The organism is Streptomyces lydicus (assembly GCF_001729485.1).
Lineage (GTDB): Bacteria > Actinomycetota > Actinomycetes > Streptomycetales > Streptomycetaceae > Streptomyces > Streptomyces lydicus_D.
Map to the genome: position 1 here is coordinate 1,223,010 of NZ_CP017157.1, position 14,668 is coordinate 1,237,677.

The 14,668-nt window shown below is 72.2% G+C and carries 13 protein-coding genes, 1 tRNA gene and 1 pseudogene; 7 read left to right on the forward strand and 8 right to left on the reverse strand.

All coding sequences use genetic code 11. The features are described from left to right. Window positions 1–90: 90 nt before the first annotated feature. Window positions 91–1,041, reverse strand: a complete 951-nt coding sequence (locus SL103_RS05305) for a hypothetical protein (RefSeq protein ID WP_244303846.1) — start codon at window positions 1,039–1,041, stop codon at window positions 91–93. 408 nt (window positions 1,042–1,449) lie between these two features. Here SL103_RS05305 and SL103_RS05310 point away from each other — a divergent pair, with 408 nt between their 5' ends. Together SL103_RS05310 and SL103_RS05315 are read left to right on the forward strand one after the other, a co-directional pair. Next, window positions 1,450–1,812, forward strand: coding sequence for a chaplin (locus SL103_RS05310; RefSeq protein ID WP_069567606.1), 363 nt, complete (start codon window positions 1,450–1,452; stop codon window positions 1,810–1,812). Window positions 1,813–1,983: 171 nt separating this feature from the next. Beyond that, complete coding sequence (locus SL103_RS05315; protein ID WP_069567607.1) at window positions 1,984–2,844, forward strand: spermidine synthase; 861 nt, start codon at window positions 1,984–1,986, stop codon at window positions 2,842–2,844. 9 nt (window positions 2,845–2,853) lie between these two features. On the opposite strand, the gene SL103_RS05320 is transcribed toward SL103_RS05315, so the two are convergent. Then, window positions 2,854–3,414 (reverse strand): hypothetical protein, encoded by a 561-nt coding sequence (locus tag SL103_RS05320; RefSeq protein ID WP_069567608.1) that lies wholly within the window; start codon window positions 3,412–3,414, stop codon window positions 2,854–2,856. A 118-nt stretch (window positions 3,415–3,532) separates the two neighbouring features. Here SL103_RS05320 and SL103_RS05325 point away from each other — a divergent pair, with 118 nt between their 5' ends. The 3 genes and pseudogenes from SL103_RS05325 to SL103_RS05335 all read left to right on the forward strand — a co-directional run. Next, window positions 3,533–4,225 carry a response regulator transcription factor gene (locus SL103_RS05325; protein ID WP_069567609.1) on the forward strand — a complete coding sequence of 231 codons (693 nt, stop codon included), beginning with the start codon at window positions 3,533–3,535 and terminating at the stop codon, window positions 4,223–4,225. After that, complete coding sequence (locus tag SL103_RS05330; RefSeq protein ID WP_069567610.1) at window positions 4,222–5,646, forward strand: sensor histidine kinase; 1,425 nt, start codon at window positions 4,222–4,224, stop codon at window positions 5,644–5,646. The genes SL103_RS05325 and SL103_RS05330 overlap by 4 nt, the downstream gene beginning before the upstream one ends. Before the next feature lie 340 nt (window positions 5,647–5,986). Beyond that, window positions 5,987–6,877 (forward strand): annotated as a pseudogene (locus SL103_RS05335) (chitinase); the annotation flags it as partial. A gap of 47 nt (window positions 6,878–6,924) precedes the next feature. On the opposite strand, the gene SL103_RS05340 reads toward SL103_RS05335, so the two are convergent. Continuing rightward, entirely contained in the window at window positions 6,925–7,893 is a 969-nt protein-coding gene (locus tag SL103_RS05340; protein WP_069567612.1) for a helix-turn-helix domain-containing protein, read from the reverse strand. A gap of 139 nt (window positions 7,894–8,032) precedes the next feature. Between SL103_RS05340 and SL103_RS05345 the strand changes: the two genes are divergently transcribed. Then, on the forward strand, window positions 8,033–8,683 hold the full coding sequence (locus SL103_RS05345) for an NAD(P)-dependent oxidoreductase (protein WP_069567613.1): 651 nt from the start codon (window positions 8,033–8,035) through the stop codon (window positions 8,681–8,683). A gap of 54 nt (window positions 8,684–8,737) precedes the next feature. Here the strand turns inward: SL103_RS05345 and SL103_RS05350 are convergent. The 4 genes from SL103_RS05350 to SL103_RS05365 form a co-directional block, all read right to left on the reverse strand. Further along, window positions 8,738–8,813 (reverse strand) — tRNA-His (locus tag SL103_RS05350). A 159-nt stretch (window positions 8,814–8,972) separates the two neighbouring features. Beyond that, window positions 8,973–9,608 carry an oligoribonuclease gene (gene orn / locus SL103_RS05355; protein WP_069567614.1) on the reverse strand — a complete coding sequence of 212 codons (636 nt, stop codon included), beginning with the start codon at window positions 9,606–9,608 and terminating at the stop codon, window positions 8,973–8,975. A 5-nt stretch (window positions 9,609–9,613) separates the two neighbouring features. Then, on the reverse strand, window positions 9,614–10,894 hold the full coding sequence (locus SL103_RS05360) for a GlxA family transcriptional regulator (RefSeq protein ID WP_069567615.1): 1,281 nt from the start codon (window positions 10,892–10,894) through the stop codon (window positions 9,614–9,616). A 349-nt stretch (window positions 10,895–11,243) separates the two neighbouring features. Further along, window positions 11,244–11,549 carry a hypothetical protein gene (locus SL103_RS05365; protein WP_069567616.1) on the reverse strand — a complete coding sequence of 102 codons (306 nt, stop codon included), beginning with the start codon at window positions 11,547–11,549 and terminating at the stop codon, window positions 11,244–11,246. Between the two features lie 366 nt (window positions 11,550–11,915). On the opposite strand from SL103_RS05365, the gene SL103_RS05370 reads away from it, so the two are divergent. Further along, on the forward strand, window positions 11,916–12,437 hold the full coding sequence (locus tag SL103_RS05370) for a universal stress protein (RefSeq protein WP_069567617.1): 522 nt from the start codon (window positions 11,916–11,918) through the stop codon (window positions 12,435–12,437). Between the two features lie 351 nt (window positions 12,438–12,788). On the opposite strand, the gene glmS is transcribed toward SL103_RS05370, so the two are convergent. Further along, window positions 12,789–14,615: a glutamine--fructose-6-phosphate transaminase (isomerizing) gene (gene glmS / locus SL103_RS05375; protein ID WP_069567618.1), complete on the reverse strand. Its 1,827-nt coding sequence runs from the start codon at window positions 14,613–14,615 to the stop codon at window positions 12,789–12,791. Between the last annotated feature and the right edge of the window lie 53 nt (window positions 14,616–14,668).

The following is a 14,668-nucleotide window of genomic DNA, read 5'->3' on the forward strand; positions in this document are numbered from 1 at the left end:
TGATTCCGAGCGGACGGAACTCTCTGCGGACTCCTGGTGGACCGGTCGGTGCGCGCCCAAGGCGCTCCCGGAATTCCGGGGGAGTACGGCTCAGCGCCGGGTGTCGGCCTGGACGAAGAACGCGCCGAGCAGATATCCCGGATTGCGGGCGGTGAAGCGGAAATTGAGCCGATCGGCGCCGGAACGCAGCGCCGGCGACAGGTCGAATACATCGGAATCAAGCCCGAGAGTATTGCGGTAGGCGGGCTTCCGGACGGAGTCCCGGCCGAATTCGGTGATCGTCGAATTCATCACGTCCTGGGACGGGTTGGCGCCATCGCGCAGGGCGTACGGGTGGTGCCCGTCGGCCCGTACCAGGAGCCGTTCCTTTCCCGTTCCGCGGTCCCCGTCATACGCCACCACACCGACCTTCCCGTGGGAATGCGCCGGGATCCGCAGTTCCTGCATACGGACCGAAAGCGCGCGGCGGGCCCGGCCCGGCCGCTCGAAACCGTCCCACAGCGCGAGCCGGCGCAGCGGCTCCTTCTTGTTCTCGTACACAGCCACCAGCGTCCAGCCGCCCCAGGCGCCGGCCCGGGAACGGCCCCTCGCCGCGTCGATCTGCGCCACCGTGTAGGCGCCCGCGCCGCTCCGGCGCACCAGCCGGGTCACGTCCGCGGAGGCTTGGTAGCCGTCGGTGGCGGAGGTCGTGCGGTGGCCGGTCAGGGTGTCGGCGCGCAGCGCCCGGTACCGGCCGCCGGGCGCGGCGATCAGCACCCGGCCGTTGCTCCTCGCCGGTTTCCGCAGGCCGGCCCGCAGGTTGCCGCCCCAGTACAGCCGGGCGTAGCTGACCCGGGAGCCGGCCGGGACGGCCAGTTCCGCGGTGCTGGAGTTGTCGGTGCGCCGGTCGGAGTCGACGTCGATGTACCGCATCCGGTAGCGGCCGTTGGTGCCGGCGCCGCCGTGCTGGGCCGCGGCGCACGAGGCGGCCGCGCGGTCCCCGCGCCGGCCGCAGGTGATCGCCGAGTTGGCCGCCCGCGCGATCCCGCCGTGCTGGGTCACGTGAAAGCGCTCGCCGAGAGGAATGCGCGCGGATTCGCCGGGGGCCGGTGCGGCGGCTGCCGAAGTCAGTGCGGCCGACAATGCCAAGGACGCCAGCGCGCACCCGACGCCGCGCCCCGTGCGGTCCATCGACTTCCGCATGTCTTCCTCTCCGACTTCTATCAGTCAAACAGGAGAGCACTCTGACAGAAATCATGTTGGAAACCGCGGGAGGCACGCCCGGACCCCGGCCGGGCATCCCGAACGGCGGAATGCGAGGAGTGGGTATCCGGGCCGGGTGCTGCCAGTGGAGTTAACGATTACTGCCGAAAGGGCTAAGCATTTCACGGAAGAGGGAACGCCCGCATCCCTGACGTATTTCGTTCGTTATGACCGGGTGCCCCATTCGCGAACTGAAAGGAGAATGGGATGAAGCGGTTTGTCAAGACCGCCGCGATGGCCGCGGCCAGCTGCACCCTGGTGGTCAGTGGCGCGGGCGTCGCATCTGCCAGTGGTGACGGTCACCACGGCAATCGCGGTGACCACAACCGGTTCGGCCACGGCCGTCACCACAACGGTGGCTTCAATCGTAACTTCGGCTACGAACACCGCGGTTTCTACAACCACCGGGGCGGTGCCAACGCCGCCGGATTCGCAGCAGGTTCCCCGGGCATCCTCAGCGGGAACGTGGTCCAGGTTCCCATCAACATCCCGATCAACGTGTGCGGTAACAGCATCAACGTGGTCGCGTTGCTGAACCCGGCCTTCGGGAACGTCTGCATCAACAGGTGACCCGCCAGCCGGTCCGGCACCCCATCGGACCGGCGTGGGTCGTGATGTGCAGTCGGCGGACCGCCCCGGCCTCGGTCGCGGGTGGTCCGCCACTGTGCCCTGCGCAGGCGACCGGCGGCACCGCTCCGACCAGCGGACAAGGCCGTCCGGGGGACCGGTCATACTGGTCGCATGGCGAGGAGCGGGCGCGGGCGCGGCGCGGTGGAGGCCGTCACGGAGACGGTGGACGGCGGCGTCGCGGAGCTGCGGCCCGACCGGGACCGGCCGCGCGGCTGGACGCTGCTGATCGACGGCGCCCCGCAGTCCCACGTGGACCTCGACGACCCGGCCCACCTCGACTTCTCCTATCAGCGCCGGCTCGGCCACGTCGTCGATCTCGCCGGCCCGCCCGGCAAGCCGCTGCGCGTCGTCCATCTGGGCGGCGGCGCGCTGACCCTCGCCCGCTACGTCGCCGCGACCCGTCCCCGGTCCACCCAGCAGGTCGTCGAGATCGACGAGCCGCTCGTCCACTTCGTGCGCCGGCAGCTGCCGTTGGACAGCGGCTGGCGCATACGGGTGCGCGGGGGCGACGCCCGCGCGGGCCTGGCCAAGGTCCCGGACGGCTGGGCCGACCTGATCATCGCCGACGTCTTCGGCGGCGCCCGCACTCCCGCGCACCTGACCAGCACCGAGTTCGTGGCGGACGTCCGCCGGGCGCTGCGGCCCGGCGGCGGTTACGCGGCCAACCTCACCGACGGGCCGCCGCTGCGCTTCCTGCGCGGCCAGCTCGCCACCGTCGCCACGGTCTTCCCCGAGCTCTGCCTCACCGCCGCCCCGGCCGTGCTGCGCGGCAAGCGCTTCGGCAACGCGGTCCTGCTGGCCTCCGACACGGCGCTGCCGCTCGCCGAACTGACCCGGCGCGCGGCGACCGACCCCGAGGCGGCGCGGGTCGAACACGGCCGGGCGCTGCGGGACTTCACCGCCGGCGCCGCCCCGGTGACCGACGCCACCGCGGTGGCCTCCCCGGCCCCGCCCGCCAAGACCTTCGACTGACCGGGCCCGTCAGGTCCCGTTGTTGGTCGTCTGCACCATCGGCGGATGGCCGTTCCAGGTGCAGAACACCGAGGTGTGCGCCCCGCTGCCGGAGAAGTCGACCCGGATCCACCCGTCCTGCTTCCACACCTGCATCTCCCAGCCCGAGTTCGGCGTCGCCGACACCAGCTCGGCGGAGGAGCCGCCCATGTCGAGGACGACCCGGCCGCCCGCCGTGGAGTAGCTCTTGACCTCGCCGTCCGAGTTCGGGCCCGCGCCGCTCCACGGGGTGCCGGCCGGGCGACGGGTGGGTGCGCGGCCGCTGTGGGACGGCGTGGCCGACTTCGCGGACCGGGAGGCGGTGGGGGACGGGCTCGACGAAGCGGACGGTCTGGGGCGGTGGGTGGAGGAGACCTGCGGGGCGGCACCGCCGTCCGCCGCCGAGGCGCCCACCTGGTCGGACAGCGACAGCGCCCGCGGTGCGTCGTACGCCGTGCCGGACAGCACGGTGTGCACCCCGAACCACGACAGGGTGACGGCGGCGCCGGTCGCCAGCGTCCAGGCCGCCGCGTGAACCAGTCCTCGTTGCATTCGGCTCATACTGCACCACCCGCCCGCCCTGTTGCAGCCGCTCCACCGCGGCGGACCGCCCCGTTCCGGTGTCAATCCCCGGTAAAGGAAAGCGCTCGAATGGCGTACGGTGCCGCCCATGGCACGTGTGCTCGTGGTCGAGGACGACCAGTTCGTACGCTCGGCCCTCATCCGGCATCTGACCGACGCCGGCCATGCGGTGCGCAGCGTCGGGACCGCCCTGGAGGCGCTGCGCGAGGTGACCCAGGTCGGCTTCGACGTGGTCATCCTCGACCTCGGCCTGCCCGACCTGGACGGGGGCGAGGCGCTGAAGATGCTGCGCGGGATCACCGACGTCCCGGTGATCATCGCCACTGCCCGGGACGACGAGGCCGAGATCGTACGGCTGTTGAACGACGGCGCCGACGACTACCTCACCAAGCCGTTCTCCGTCGAGCACCTCTCCGCCCGCATGACGGCGGTCCTGCGCCGCTCCCGGGCCGGCGCGGCGGGCGCGGAACCCCCCTCACGAGTGATCCAGGTCGGCGGCCTGTCCATCGACCCGCTGCGCCGTCAGGCCGAACTCGACGGCACCGGACTCGACCTGACCCGCCGTGAGTTCGACCTGCTGGCCTTCCTCGCCGGCCGCCCGGGCGTCGTCGTGTCCCGCAAGGAACTGCTCGCCGAGGTCTGGCAGCAGTCCTACGGGGACGACCAGACCATCGACGTCCATCTGTCCTGGCTCCGCCGCAAACTGGGCGAGACCGCGGCCAAGCCCCGCTACCTGCACACCCTGCGCGGGGTCGGTGTGAAGCTGGAGCCTCCGCGGTGAGATGGGCCCTGGTCAAGGTGGCGCTGGCGGTCACCACGATGGTGGTGGTCGCCTTCGCCGTCCCGCTCGGACTCGTCGTCAAGGAACTGGCCCGCGACCGCGCCTACGGCAGCGCCGAACGGCAGGCCGCCACCATCGGCCCGGTGCTCGCCATCACCACCGACCGCACCCAGCTGGAACGGGCCGTCGCCAGCGCCGAGACCGGCGCCGGCGGCCGGATCGGTGTCCACGTCCCCGCCAACGGCAGCAACGGCAAGCCCGCCGAGATCGGCGCCCGGCGCGCCGCCCCGGCCGATGTGGCGGCCGCCGCCAGGCTCGGCCGGGCCTCCATCTCGCCGGTCCCCGGCGGCTCCTCGCTCCTGCAGCCCACCGCGGTCGCCTCCGGCGTCGCGGTCGTCGAGGTCTTCGTGCCCGACGCCGCGCTCACCAACGGTGTCACCACCTCCTGGGCCGTGCTGGCCGCCGTCGGACTCGCGCTGGTCATCGGCTCGGTCGCGGTCGCCGACCGGCTCGGCACCCGGATGGTGCGGCCTGCCGAGCGGCTCGCCGACGCCGCCCACGACCTCGGCCGGGGCAAGCTCGGCGTACGCGTTCCGGAGGACGGCCCCAAGGAACTGCGGCTGGCGGCCGCCGCCTTCAACGCCATGGCCGACCAGGTCGTCCAACTGCTCGCCAACGAACGCGAACTGGCCGCCGACCTCTCGCACCGGCTGCGCACCCCGCTGACCGTGCTGCGGCTCAACGCCGCCTCGCTCGGCGACACCCCGGACGCCGACCAGACCCGGGCGGCCGTCGCCCAACTGGAGCGCGAGGTCGACCAGATCATCCGCACCGCCCGCGAGCAGCAGGCACACACCCGGCAGGCGGCCGCCGCGGCCGGTTGCGACGCCGCCGAGGTGATCCGGGAGCGGATGGCCTTCTGGTCGGCGCTCGCCGAGGACGAGGGCCGCACGGTCCGCGTCGCCGGCGCGGACCGCCCGGTACGCATCCCGGTCGCCCGCCCCGACCTCGCCGCCGCCCTCGACGCGATGCTCGGCAACGTCTTCCGGCACACCCCGGAGGGCACCGCCTTCGCGGTCGACGTCCACAACGCCGAGGACGCCGTGATCGTGCTGGTCTCGGACGCGGGTCCGGGCATCGCCGACCCCGACGCGGCACTGCGCCGCGGCTGGTCGGGCGGCGGCCGGGGGCCGGCCGAAGCCGGCCAGGGCTCCACCGGCCTCGGTCTGGACATCGTGCGCCGGCTGGCCGAATCCACCGGCGGCGACGTGCGCCTCGGCCGCTCCGTCCTCGGCGGCACCGAGGTGCGCGTCTGGCTGGCGCTGGACGGCGGGCGCGCGGGGCACGGCGAACGCCGCGGCCACCGGCTGCGCCGCACCCTCGGCCGCCGCGGGCGGCGGGCCGCCCGCACCGGCTCCTGAGCCCCACGCCCCGGGCATAGGCCGGAGGTCTTAACCAGCCCCTTCCGCTTCCTTAAGGCGGCCATAATTCCGCCAACCACCGTACGGATACCGGCATTTGTCCGTTTCCCTGCCGCTAGCGTGCGGGACGCACCCAGGTGCACCCCCGCCACCCCCCACGCAGACGACAGGCAGGCACGAGATGAGTTCCTCGGCACACCGCCGGCGCAAGAGCCGCACCACCCAGCTGATCGTGACCGGCGCGGCCGTCGCCGTCGTGGCCGGCGGCGCGTTCGCCGTCGCCGGATCCGCCATGGCCACCAAGGCCCCGCAGGCCCCCGCCGCCCGCGCCAAGGCCGCGGCCGGTTTCGCCCCGTACGTCGACACCTCGCTCTCGCCGGCCCACGACCTGGCCGACACCGCGAAGAAGACCGGGGTGAAGAACTTCAACCTCGCCTTCGTCACCTCCGGCGGCGGCTGTACCCCGAAGTGGGGCGGCTCGGTCGAGCTGGGCAACGACCCGGTGGCCAAGCAGATACCCGCGCTGCGCCGGGCCGGCGGTGACGTCCGGGTCTCGTTCGGCGGCGCCAACGGCTCCGAACTCGGCGTGGCCTGCAGCTCCGTGGGCGAACTGGCCGCCGCGTACGGCAAGGTCATCGACCAGTTCAAGCTCACCAAGGTCGACTTCGACATCGAGGGCGGCGCCCTGCCCGACACCGCCGCCAACACCCGCCGCGCCCAGGCCGTCGCCCAGCTCCAGAAGTCCCACCCGGGCCTGGACGTGTCCTTCACCCTCCCGGTGATGCCCGAGGGCCTCACCCAGGACGGCGTGAACCTGGTCGCCGACGCCAAGAAGAACGGCGTCAAGGTCTCCGCCGTGAACATCATGGCGATGGACTACGGCCCCTCCTACAACGGCGACATGGGCACCTACGCCACCAAGGCCGCCACCGCCACCCAGGGCCAGATCAAGAAGGCGCTCGGCCTGAGCGACGCGGCCGCCTGGAAGGCCGTGGCGGTGACACCGATGATCGGCGTCAACGATGTCCGGAGCGAGGTCTTCAAGGCCGACGACGCCACCGAGCTGGTGAAGTTCGCCAAGGCCAAGCACCTGGGCTGGCTGTCGATGTGGTCGGCGACCCGCGACCGGGCGTGCCCCGGCGGCTCCGGCAACTCCGCCCAGCCGACCTGCAGTTCCGTCCCGCAGGGCCCGCTGGACTTCACCAAGGCGTTCGGCGCCTACACCGGCTGACCCCCACCGGAGGTCCGGCCCCCCCCAATCGCCCGGACCGCCGTCCCTCAGGGCCTGGATGAACCGCCGGGCAGGCCCTGGGCGGGGCGCAGCGGGACTCCCCCCACCCGCTGCGCCCCGCCGCGTACCGCCGACCGGAAGGCGATCGGCGTGCGGCCGGTCCGCCGCTGGAAGAACTTGCTGAAGTTGGTGGCGTCGGCGAAGCCCAGCCGGCCCGCGATCCGGGCCGCCGACCGGTCGCCGTGCGCCAGCAGCCGTTTGGCCTCCAGCTCCACCCGCCGGTCGATGAACTCCTTCGCCCCGACGCCCGCCTGCGCCTCGGTGGCCCGCGAGAGGGTGCGCGGCGCGTAGCCCAGCGCGCGGGCGTAGTCGGCGACCCGGCGGCTGCGGGCGAAGTCCCGCTCCACCGCGTCCCGGAAGCGCAGGAACGTCGCGCTCGCCGCGCAGTCCGCCGCCCCCTCGTCCGCCGCCCCGCCCGCATGCGCGGCCCGCAGCACCAGGACGGCCAGCAGGTGCCGCAGCACGTCGAGGTGGACGGGCAGCGGCAGCCCGCCCAGCGCCCCGAACTCGCGGTGCAGCTGGTGCATCGCCTCCTCCAGCCGCCGTGCCGCCGCGCCCTCCGGGTGCCGTACCGGTGGCCCGTACCAGTCCTCGATCCGGGCCGCGGCCGCGGTCGCCGGGTCCAGGAAGCCGGACTCGAAGAGCACCAGCCGCCCCTCCGCGCCCGCCAGGTCGCCGAAGTGCTGGACCTGCCCGGGCCGGGACCACAGCAGGTCACCCGGCGCGAGCGGGTGCTCGCGGAAGTCGACGCTGTGCACCAGCCGCCCCCGCTCCAGGAGCAGCAGGTGGTGGAAGCCGGGGCGGTGCGGGGTGGACAGCTGGCAGGCGTCCGCCCGGCCGCGCAGCTCGGTGAGCGTCATCACCTCCACGCCCGCCGGCCGCCCGGCCGGCGCGGAGAACGCCACCTCCGGGATTTCCGGCGCGCCCTCCCCAGCCGTCTGTCGCTTTTTGACCATCACTGGTCCCCTCATCACCCCGGAATGTCCCGCTCCAGCCCCTAGCGTAGAAGACGTCAGCACGGCCGCTGACGGAAAACGGAAGTCCGCGGAACGGGCCCACCGACCGCCGACACCTCGACACGCTGGGAGATCCACCATGTCCACGATCGCTCTCTTCGGGGCCAACGGAAGCATCGGCAGCCGCATCCTGAACGAGGCCCTGCAGCGCGGTCACCAGGTCACCGCGGTGGTCCGCGACCCCGCGAAGATCACCACGAGCCACCCGGACCTGACCGTGGCCACCGGCGACGTCCTCGACCCGGCGGCCGTCGCCGCCGTGGCCGAGGGGCACGACGTCGTGGTCAGCGCGGTCGGCGGCGGCGACGGGCCGGGCCACCTCGCCACCATCCGGCCCGCCGCGGAGTCCCTGGTCGCCGGGCTGCGCACGCTCGGCGACGCGGCGCCCCGCCTGGTCGCCGTCGGCGGCGCCGGCTCGCTCCGCACGCCCGACGGCAAGCAGGTCTGGGACGCCGAGGGGCTGCCCGAGTTCCTGCTGCAGATCATGCACGCCCACGGCGACGCGCTGGACTTCTACCGCTCCGTCTCCGACGTGCGCTGGACCAACATCAGCCCGGCCGCCACCATCGCCCCCGGCGAGCGCACCGGCGGCTACCGCACCGCCACCGACGACCTGATCACCGACGCCGAGGGCAACAGCCGGATCTCCACGGAGGACTACGCCGTCGCCGTCCTCGACGAGATCGAGCGGCCGCACCACCTCGGCGCCCGCTTCACCGTCGGCTACTGACCTCCGGCCCGGGAAACGTTCAAGGCCCCCGACCTGAGGTCGGGGGCCTTGAAGTGGGGTGAGTAACGGGACTTGAACCCGCGACATCCTGGACCACAACCAGGTGCTCTACCAGCTGAGCTATACCCACCATGACCGGTGCTGTGTGGTTCCTTTTCCCCACCGGCTGAGAAAAAGTGTACAGGGTCCGGAGGGGTGCTCGCGCCCAGGTTTCCCGCCGGGGCGGCGCGGGCGTGTCTTCCGGGTCACACCAGGTCGGGCGGTGACCCGGAAGACAGCACCGGGGGTGTCACGAGGACGGTGCGGACTGCGGCGCCGGCTGCGGTTCGGCCGGCAGGACGTGCTTGGCGGCGATGGCCTTCGCGGTGTCCGAGTCGGGGCCGGGCTGCGGCACGAAGACCGCCTCCCGGTAGTAGCGGAGCTCCGCGATGGATTCACGGATGTCCGCCAGCGCCCGGTGGTTGCCGTTCTTCTCCGGACTGTTGAAGTAGGCCCGCGGGTACCAGCGCCGGGCCAGTTCCTTCACGGACGAGACATCGACGATCCGGTAGTGGAGGTAGCTCTCCAGCGTCGGCATGTCGCGCAGCAGGAAACCGCGATCGGTGCCGACGGAATTGCCGCACAGCGGCGCCTTCCCCGGCTCCGGCACGTGCTCCTTGATATAGGCGAGCACCTGCGCCTCGGCCGCCTCCAGCGTCGTACCGCCGTCCAGCTCCGCCAGCAGCCCGGAGGCGGTGTGCATCTGGCGCACCACCTCCGGCATGGTGCCGAGTGCCTCGGCCGGAGGGCGGATCACCACATCCACCCCGTCGCCCAGCACATTCAGCTCCGAGTCGGTGACCAGTGCGGCCACCTCGATGAGCGCGTCGTTCGCCAGCGAGAGTCCGGTCATCTCGCAGTCGATCCACACCATGCGATCGTTCATACGTCTCACCCTACGGGGCGCTCGCGCTGACCGGGGAGTACGGGGCGTCCCGGGGTCCGGCCGACCGGGGTCTCCGGCAGCCGCGAGGCGTAGACGTCCGACTGCGGTTTGCCCGCCTCGCCGGCCTCGACGGCCGCCAGACCGTGTCCGGCCAGCGCGGCGGCGGCGAACCGCTCCGCACCGCCCGCACCCAGCGCCGCCCGCTCGCGCTCCGGCCGCTCGGCCCGCTCGGGTCTGAGCGCGGGCTCGGACCCCCCGCCCTGCGGCCGGCGCGCGCGGTAGGCCGCGCGGTAGGCGGCGGGCGAGGCGCCCAGCTGCCGCCGGAAGTGGCCGCGCAGCGCGACCGGCGAACGGAACCCGCAGCGCCCGGCGACCTCGTCGACCGAGTAGTCGGAGGTCTCCAGCAGCCGCTGGGCCTGCAGCACCCGCTGGGTGATCAGCCACTGCAGCGGAGCGCTGCCCGTGAGGGAGCGGAACCGCCGGTCGAAGGTGCGCCGGCTCATGTACGCGCGCGCGGCCAGCGTCTCCACGTCGAACTGCTCGTGGAGGTGCTCCAGCGCCCAGGCGACGACCTCGGCGAGCGGGTCGGCGCCGATCTCTTCAGGTAATGACCTGTCGAGGTAGCGCTGGTGCCCCAGGTCGGAGGCGGTCCGGCGGGGCGGTACGACGAGCCGGCGGGCCAGCGCGTTGGCGGCGTCCGCGCCGTGGTCGGTGCGCACGATGTGCAGGCACAGGTCGATGCCGGCCGCCGTCCCCGCGGAGGTGAGCACGTCGCCGTCGTCGACGAAGAGCTCGCGGGGGTCCACATGGACGGACGGGTAGCGCTTGGCGAGCGTCGGCGCGTACATCCAGTGGGTGGTGGCCGGGCGGCCGTCGAGCAGTCCGGCCGCGGCGAGGACGAACGCCCCCGTGCACAGCCCGACGATCCTGGCCCCTTCTTCGTGCGCGCGGCGCAGCGCGTCGAGCGCGGCGGGCGGCGGGGCCTGGGTGATGGAACGCCAGGCCGGTACGACGACCGTCCCGGCACGGGAGATCGCCTCCAGCCCGTAGGGGGCGGACAGTTCGAGCCCCCCGGTCGTGCGCAAAGGCGCATCTTCGCCAGCGCACACAAGAAGCCGGTACCGCGGAACGCCGGCGTCCTGTCGGTCGATGCCGAAGACCGAGAGCGGAATGGAGCTCTCGAAAATGGGGCCGCCGCTGAAGAGGAGCACCGCGACTATTTCGCGGCGTCGTCGGGCGGCGAGCTTGCGTGCGGCATCTGGTACGGCAGCGGAGTCCTGGCTCATGGCACTTAAGCCCCCCTCGGTCGTCTCGCCCTCTCGGTCCTGCACAGTTCCCCCGCCGTTACTACCAAGATCGAATCTACTGTGTTCCGTGAGGATGGAGTGCCAAGTTCACCACCCGCTGGTATGTCGATATGGCAACTTGGCGCGAAGCATTCGATCACGAAGCGTTCCACTCGTCGGGCCTACATGGGAAGTACGCGTCTCGGCTCTGCCCGTTCGAAGTAGGGCACAACCATGCCCAGCGGTCCTTTCCTCCCTGCTCACACCAGGGTTGGGGGGTACCGGGGGCAAGGTGGAGGACCAGCCCGGAAGTTGGCTGAAAACGGTCGCGCGCAGACTTGCGGACGCCTCAGTCGACCGGCGTACGCCGGTCGGAGTGGCGCCCGCCCCCGTGCGCCGACGGTGCCGAATACACCCTTCTGTCCCGGTGTCCCCGCAGGGCCCGGGTGCGCAGCCGCGCGGCGGTCCGTTCGGATTGCCGCAACAGAACGCGACAGGCGCAGGTCACCGCGGCCAGACCGGCGGCGGCGCCGATGGCGCCGAGCCAGGAGGCGCCGCTGATGATCAGTACCAGGGGCACCAGGGCGCAGCTGAACGCGCCCCAGCGCACGACATCGCTCACCGGGTCGGGTGATCTGTAGGGCGGCAACGGCACCTGGGGCTCCCCTCGGACGGGCTGCTGGTACAACGCCGCCGGCGATCATGGGTCACCGCGAGTGGGTACGTACGGGGGCAGGCCGGGGCATTGCCATCCGGGCCGTGCTCCGGCATGCTCCGGGGAACGTTCGAGCCCCGACCCGGCCCGCACGGGTGCCAGGCGCCCGCGGCGGGCCCTGGGCAGCGGGGGAGTGGCGCCGTACTCTTGGGGTATCGGGTTGGGAAGATGATTCCCAGTCGTATCGTTCCTCTTTGAACTATGGCTCCCGCGCCTCCGTCGAGCCAGCTCAGTCAACTGCCGGATCAAGTCAATCGCCGTTCCCCGTTCGCCCCTCCGCAAGAGGACGTCCTCGCCGAGACACCAATGGCCGGTCACGAAATCCCCGAACCCGCGGACCGCAAGCAGGTCGCCGATCCCCTGGCGGACCTCGAAGCGGCGGAAGAAACCCGACGCTCCTGCGACCCCGCGTTCCGGCACGGCGTCGTGGTCGGCTTCGACGGCTCCATGTCGAGCGAACGAGCGTTGGCGTATGCAATCGGTATCGCTCGGCGCCACGGAGCCGGTCTGATCATCGTCCATGTGGCCAACCGGCTGCCGACGACCGTGTGGGCGGGCTGTGAGCCGCCGGTCTTCGTGGACGTGCCCGATCACCGCACCGAAGTGCTCGGCCTGGAGCTGGCCTGCGCCGATCACCTCAGTGAGGTCCCCTGGATCCTCGTCGAGCGCGGCGGCGACATCTGCCACGAGCTGGAGGAGGTCGGCCGGGAGTACGAGGCCGACGCGATCGTGGTCGGCTCCACGCACGGCATCGTCGGCCGGATCTTCGGCACGGTCGCCGGCCGGCTGGCCCGGCGCGCGCAACGCCCGGTCATCGTCATCCCCTGACGCGCCGGCCCCGCACGTCGACTCCGCGCGTCAACTCTTCGCGCCAGGCACACAGTTGAGGGCGCGATATGGACGTTCTGCGCAGTCGAAATCGCCAACTCTGCTGATGTCAGAGGTGGATTGTGTGCTTGTGACGGGTAGAAAACGGTCACGTGGGCGCGCCGCTTCACGGGCCCGGCGGCCGCGCGCACGGCAACTGCGTGCTGCCGGCCGGGAAGTGACGGTTCCCGGGGCGGCGGCATCCCGCCGGCGTTGGGCGACGCCGGCGCAGGGGAGGCGGCGGCGTCGCGCGTATGGTGGCACGCGCGACGCAGCTGCACCCTTTTGTCGCTCCGGCGGCCGGGGCCGGGATTACTCCACCGTGACGGACTTCGCCAGGTTGCGGGGCTTGTCGATGTCCCGGCCGAGGGCCAGGGCCGTGTGGTAGGCGAGCAGTTGGAGCGGGATGCCCATCAGGATCGGGTCCAGCTCGGGCTCGTTCTTCGGCACGATGATGGTGTCGTCGGCCTTCTCCTGCGCCTGGTGCGCGACGGCCAGGATGCGGCCGCTGCGGGCCTTGATCTCCTCCAGCGCGGCGCGGTTCTTCTCCAGCAGGTCGTCGTCCGGCACGATCGCGACGGTCGGCATCGCGGGCTCGATGAGCGCCAGCGGGCCGTGCTTGAGCTCGGAGGCCGGGTACGCCTCGGCGTGGATGTACGAGACCTCCTTGAGCTTGAGGGACGCCTCGCGGGCCACCGGGTAGCCGCGCACCCGGCCGATGAACATCATCGACTTGGCGTCCGCGTAGCGCGCCGACAGCTCCTTGATCTCGTCCTCGCCCTTGAGGATCTCGTCGATCTGGCCGGGCAGCTTGCGCAGGCCGTCGATGATCCGCTTGCCGTCCGCGACGGACAGGTCGCGGATGCGGCCGAGGTGCAGGGCGAGCAGCGCGAAGGAGACCACCATGTTGGTGAAGCACTTGGTGGAGACCACGCAGACCTCGGGGCCGGCGTGCACGTAGATGCCGCCGTCGGTCTCCCGGGCGATCGCCGAGCCCACCACGTTCACCAGGCCCAGCACCCGCGCGCCCTTGCGCTTGAGCTCCTGGACGGCCGCCAGCACGTCGTAGGTCTCACCGGACTGCGAGACCGCCACGTAGAGCGTGTCGGGGTCCACGACCGGGTCGCGGTAGCGGAACTCGGAGGCCGGCTCGGCGTCCGAGGGGATGCGGGCCAGCTCCTCGATCATCTGCGCGCCGATCTGGCCCGCGTGGTACGAGGTGCCGCAGCCCAGGATCTTCACCCGGCGGATGGTGCGCGCCTCGCGGGCGTCCAGGTTCAGGCCGCCGAGGTGCACGGTGGAGAAGCGGTCGTCGATCCGGCCGCGCAGCGCGCGGTCCACCGCGTCGGCCTGCTCGGAGATCTCCTTGTGCATGTACGTGTCGTGGCCGCCCAGGTCGTACGACTCGGCCGCGTACTCGACGGTCTCCGGGGCGGACGTGGTCCGCGAGCCCTCGGTGGTGTACGTGCGGTAGTCGTCGGCCTTCAGGGTGGCCATCTCGCCGTCGTCGAGGGTGACGACCTGGCGGGTGTGCGAGACCAGCGCGGCGACATCGGAGGAGACGAACATCTCGTGCTCGCCGATGCCGAGGACGACGGGGGAGCCGTTGCGGGCGACGACGATGCGGTCGGGGAAGTCGGCGTGCAGCACGGCGATGCCGTAGGTGCCCTCGATGTGCCGCAGCGCCTCGCGGACCCGCTCCTCCAGCTTCTCGGCCGTGGAGCGGCCGATCAGGTGGGCCAGCACCTCGGTGTCGGTCTCGGAGGCGAAGACGACGCCCTCGGCGGTCAGCCGGGCGCGCACGTCCGCGGCGTTGTCGATGATGCCGTTGTGGACGACCGCGACCTTGCCCTCGGTGTCGAGGTGCGGGTGGGCGTTCTCGTCGGTGGGCGCGCCGTGGGTGGCCCAGCGGGTGTGCGCGATGCCGGTGGTGCCGGCGAAGCGCTTCGGCAGCCGGGACTCCAGCTCCCGGACCCGGCCCTTGGCCTTGGCGGTCTTCAGGCCCGCGGTCTTGCCCGTGCCGCTCGCGTGGATGGCGATGCCGGCCGAGTCGTAGCCGCGGTACTCCAGGCGCTGCAGGCCCTCCAGGAGCAGCGGAGCAACATCACGCTTGCCGATGTATCCGACGATCCCGCACATACAGTGACCCTCCGAGAAAGATTGGTGTGTCGGTTGTGGTGACCGGCCCCTTC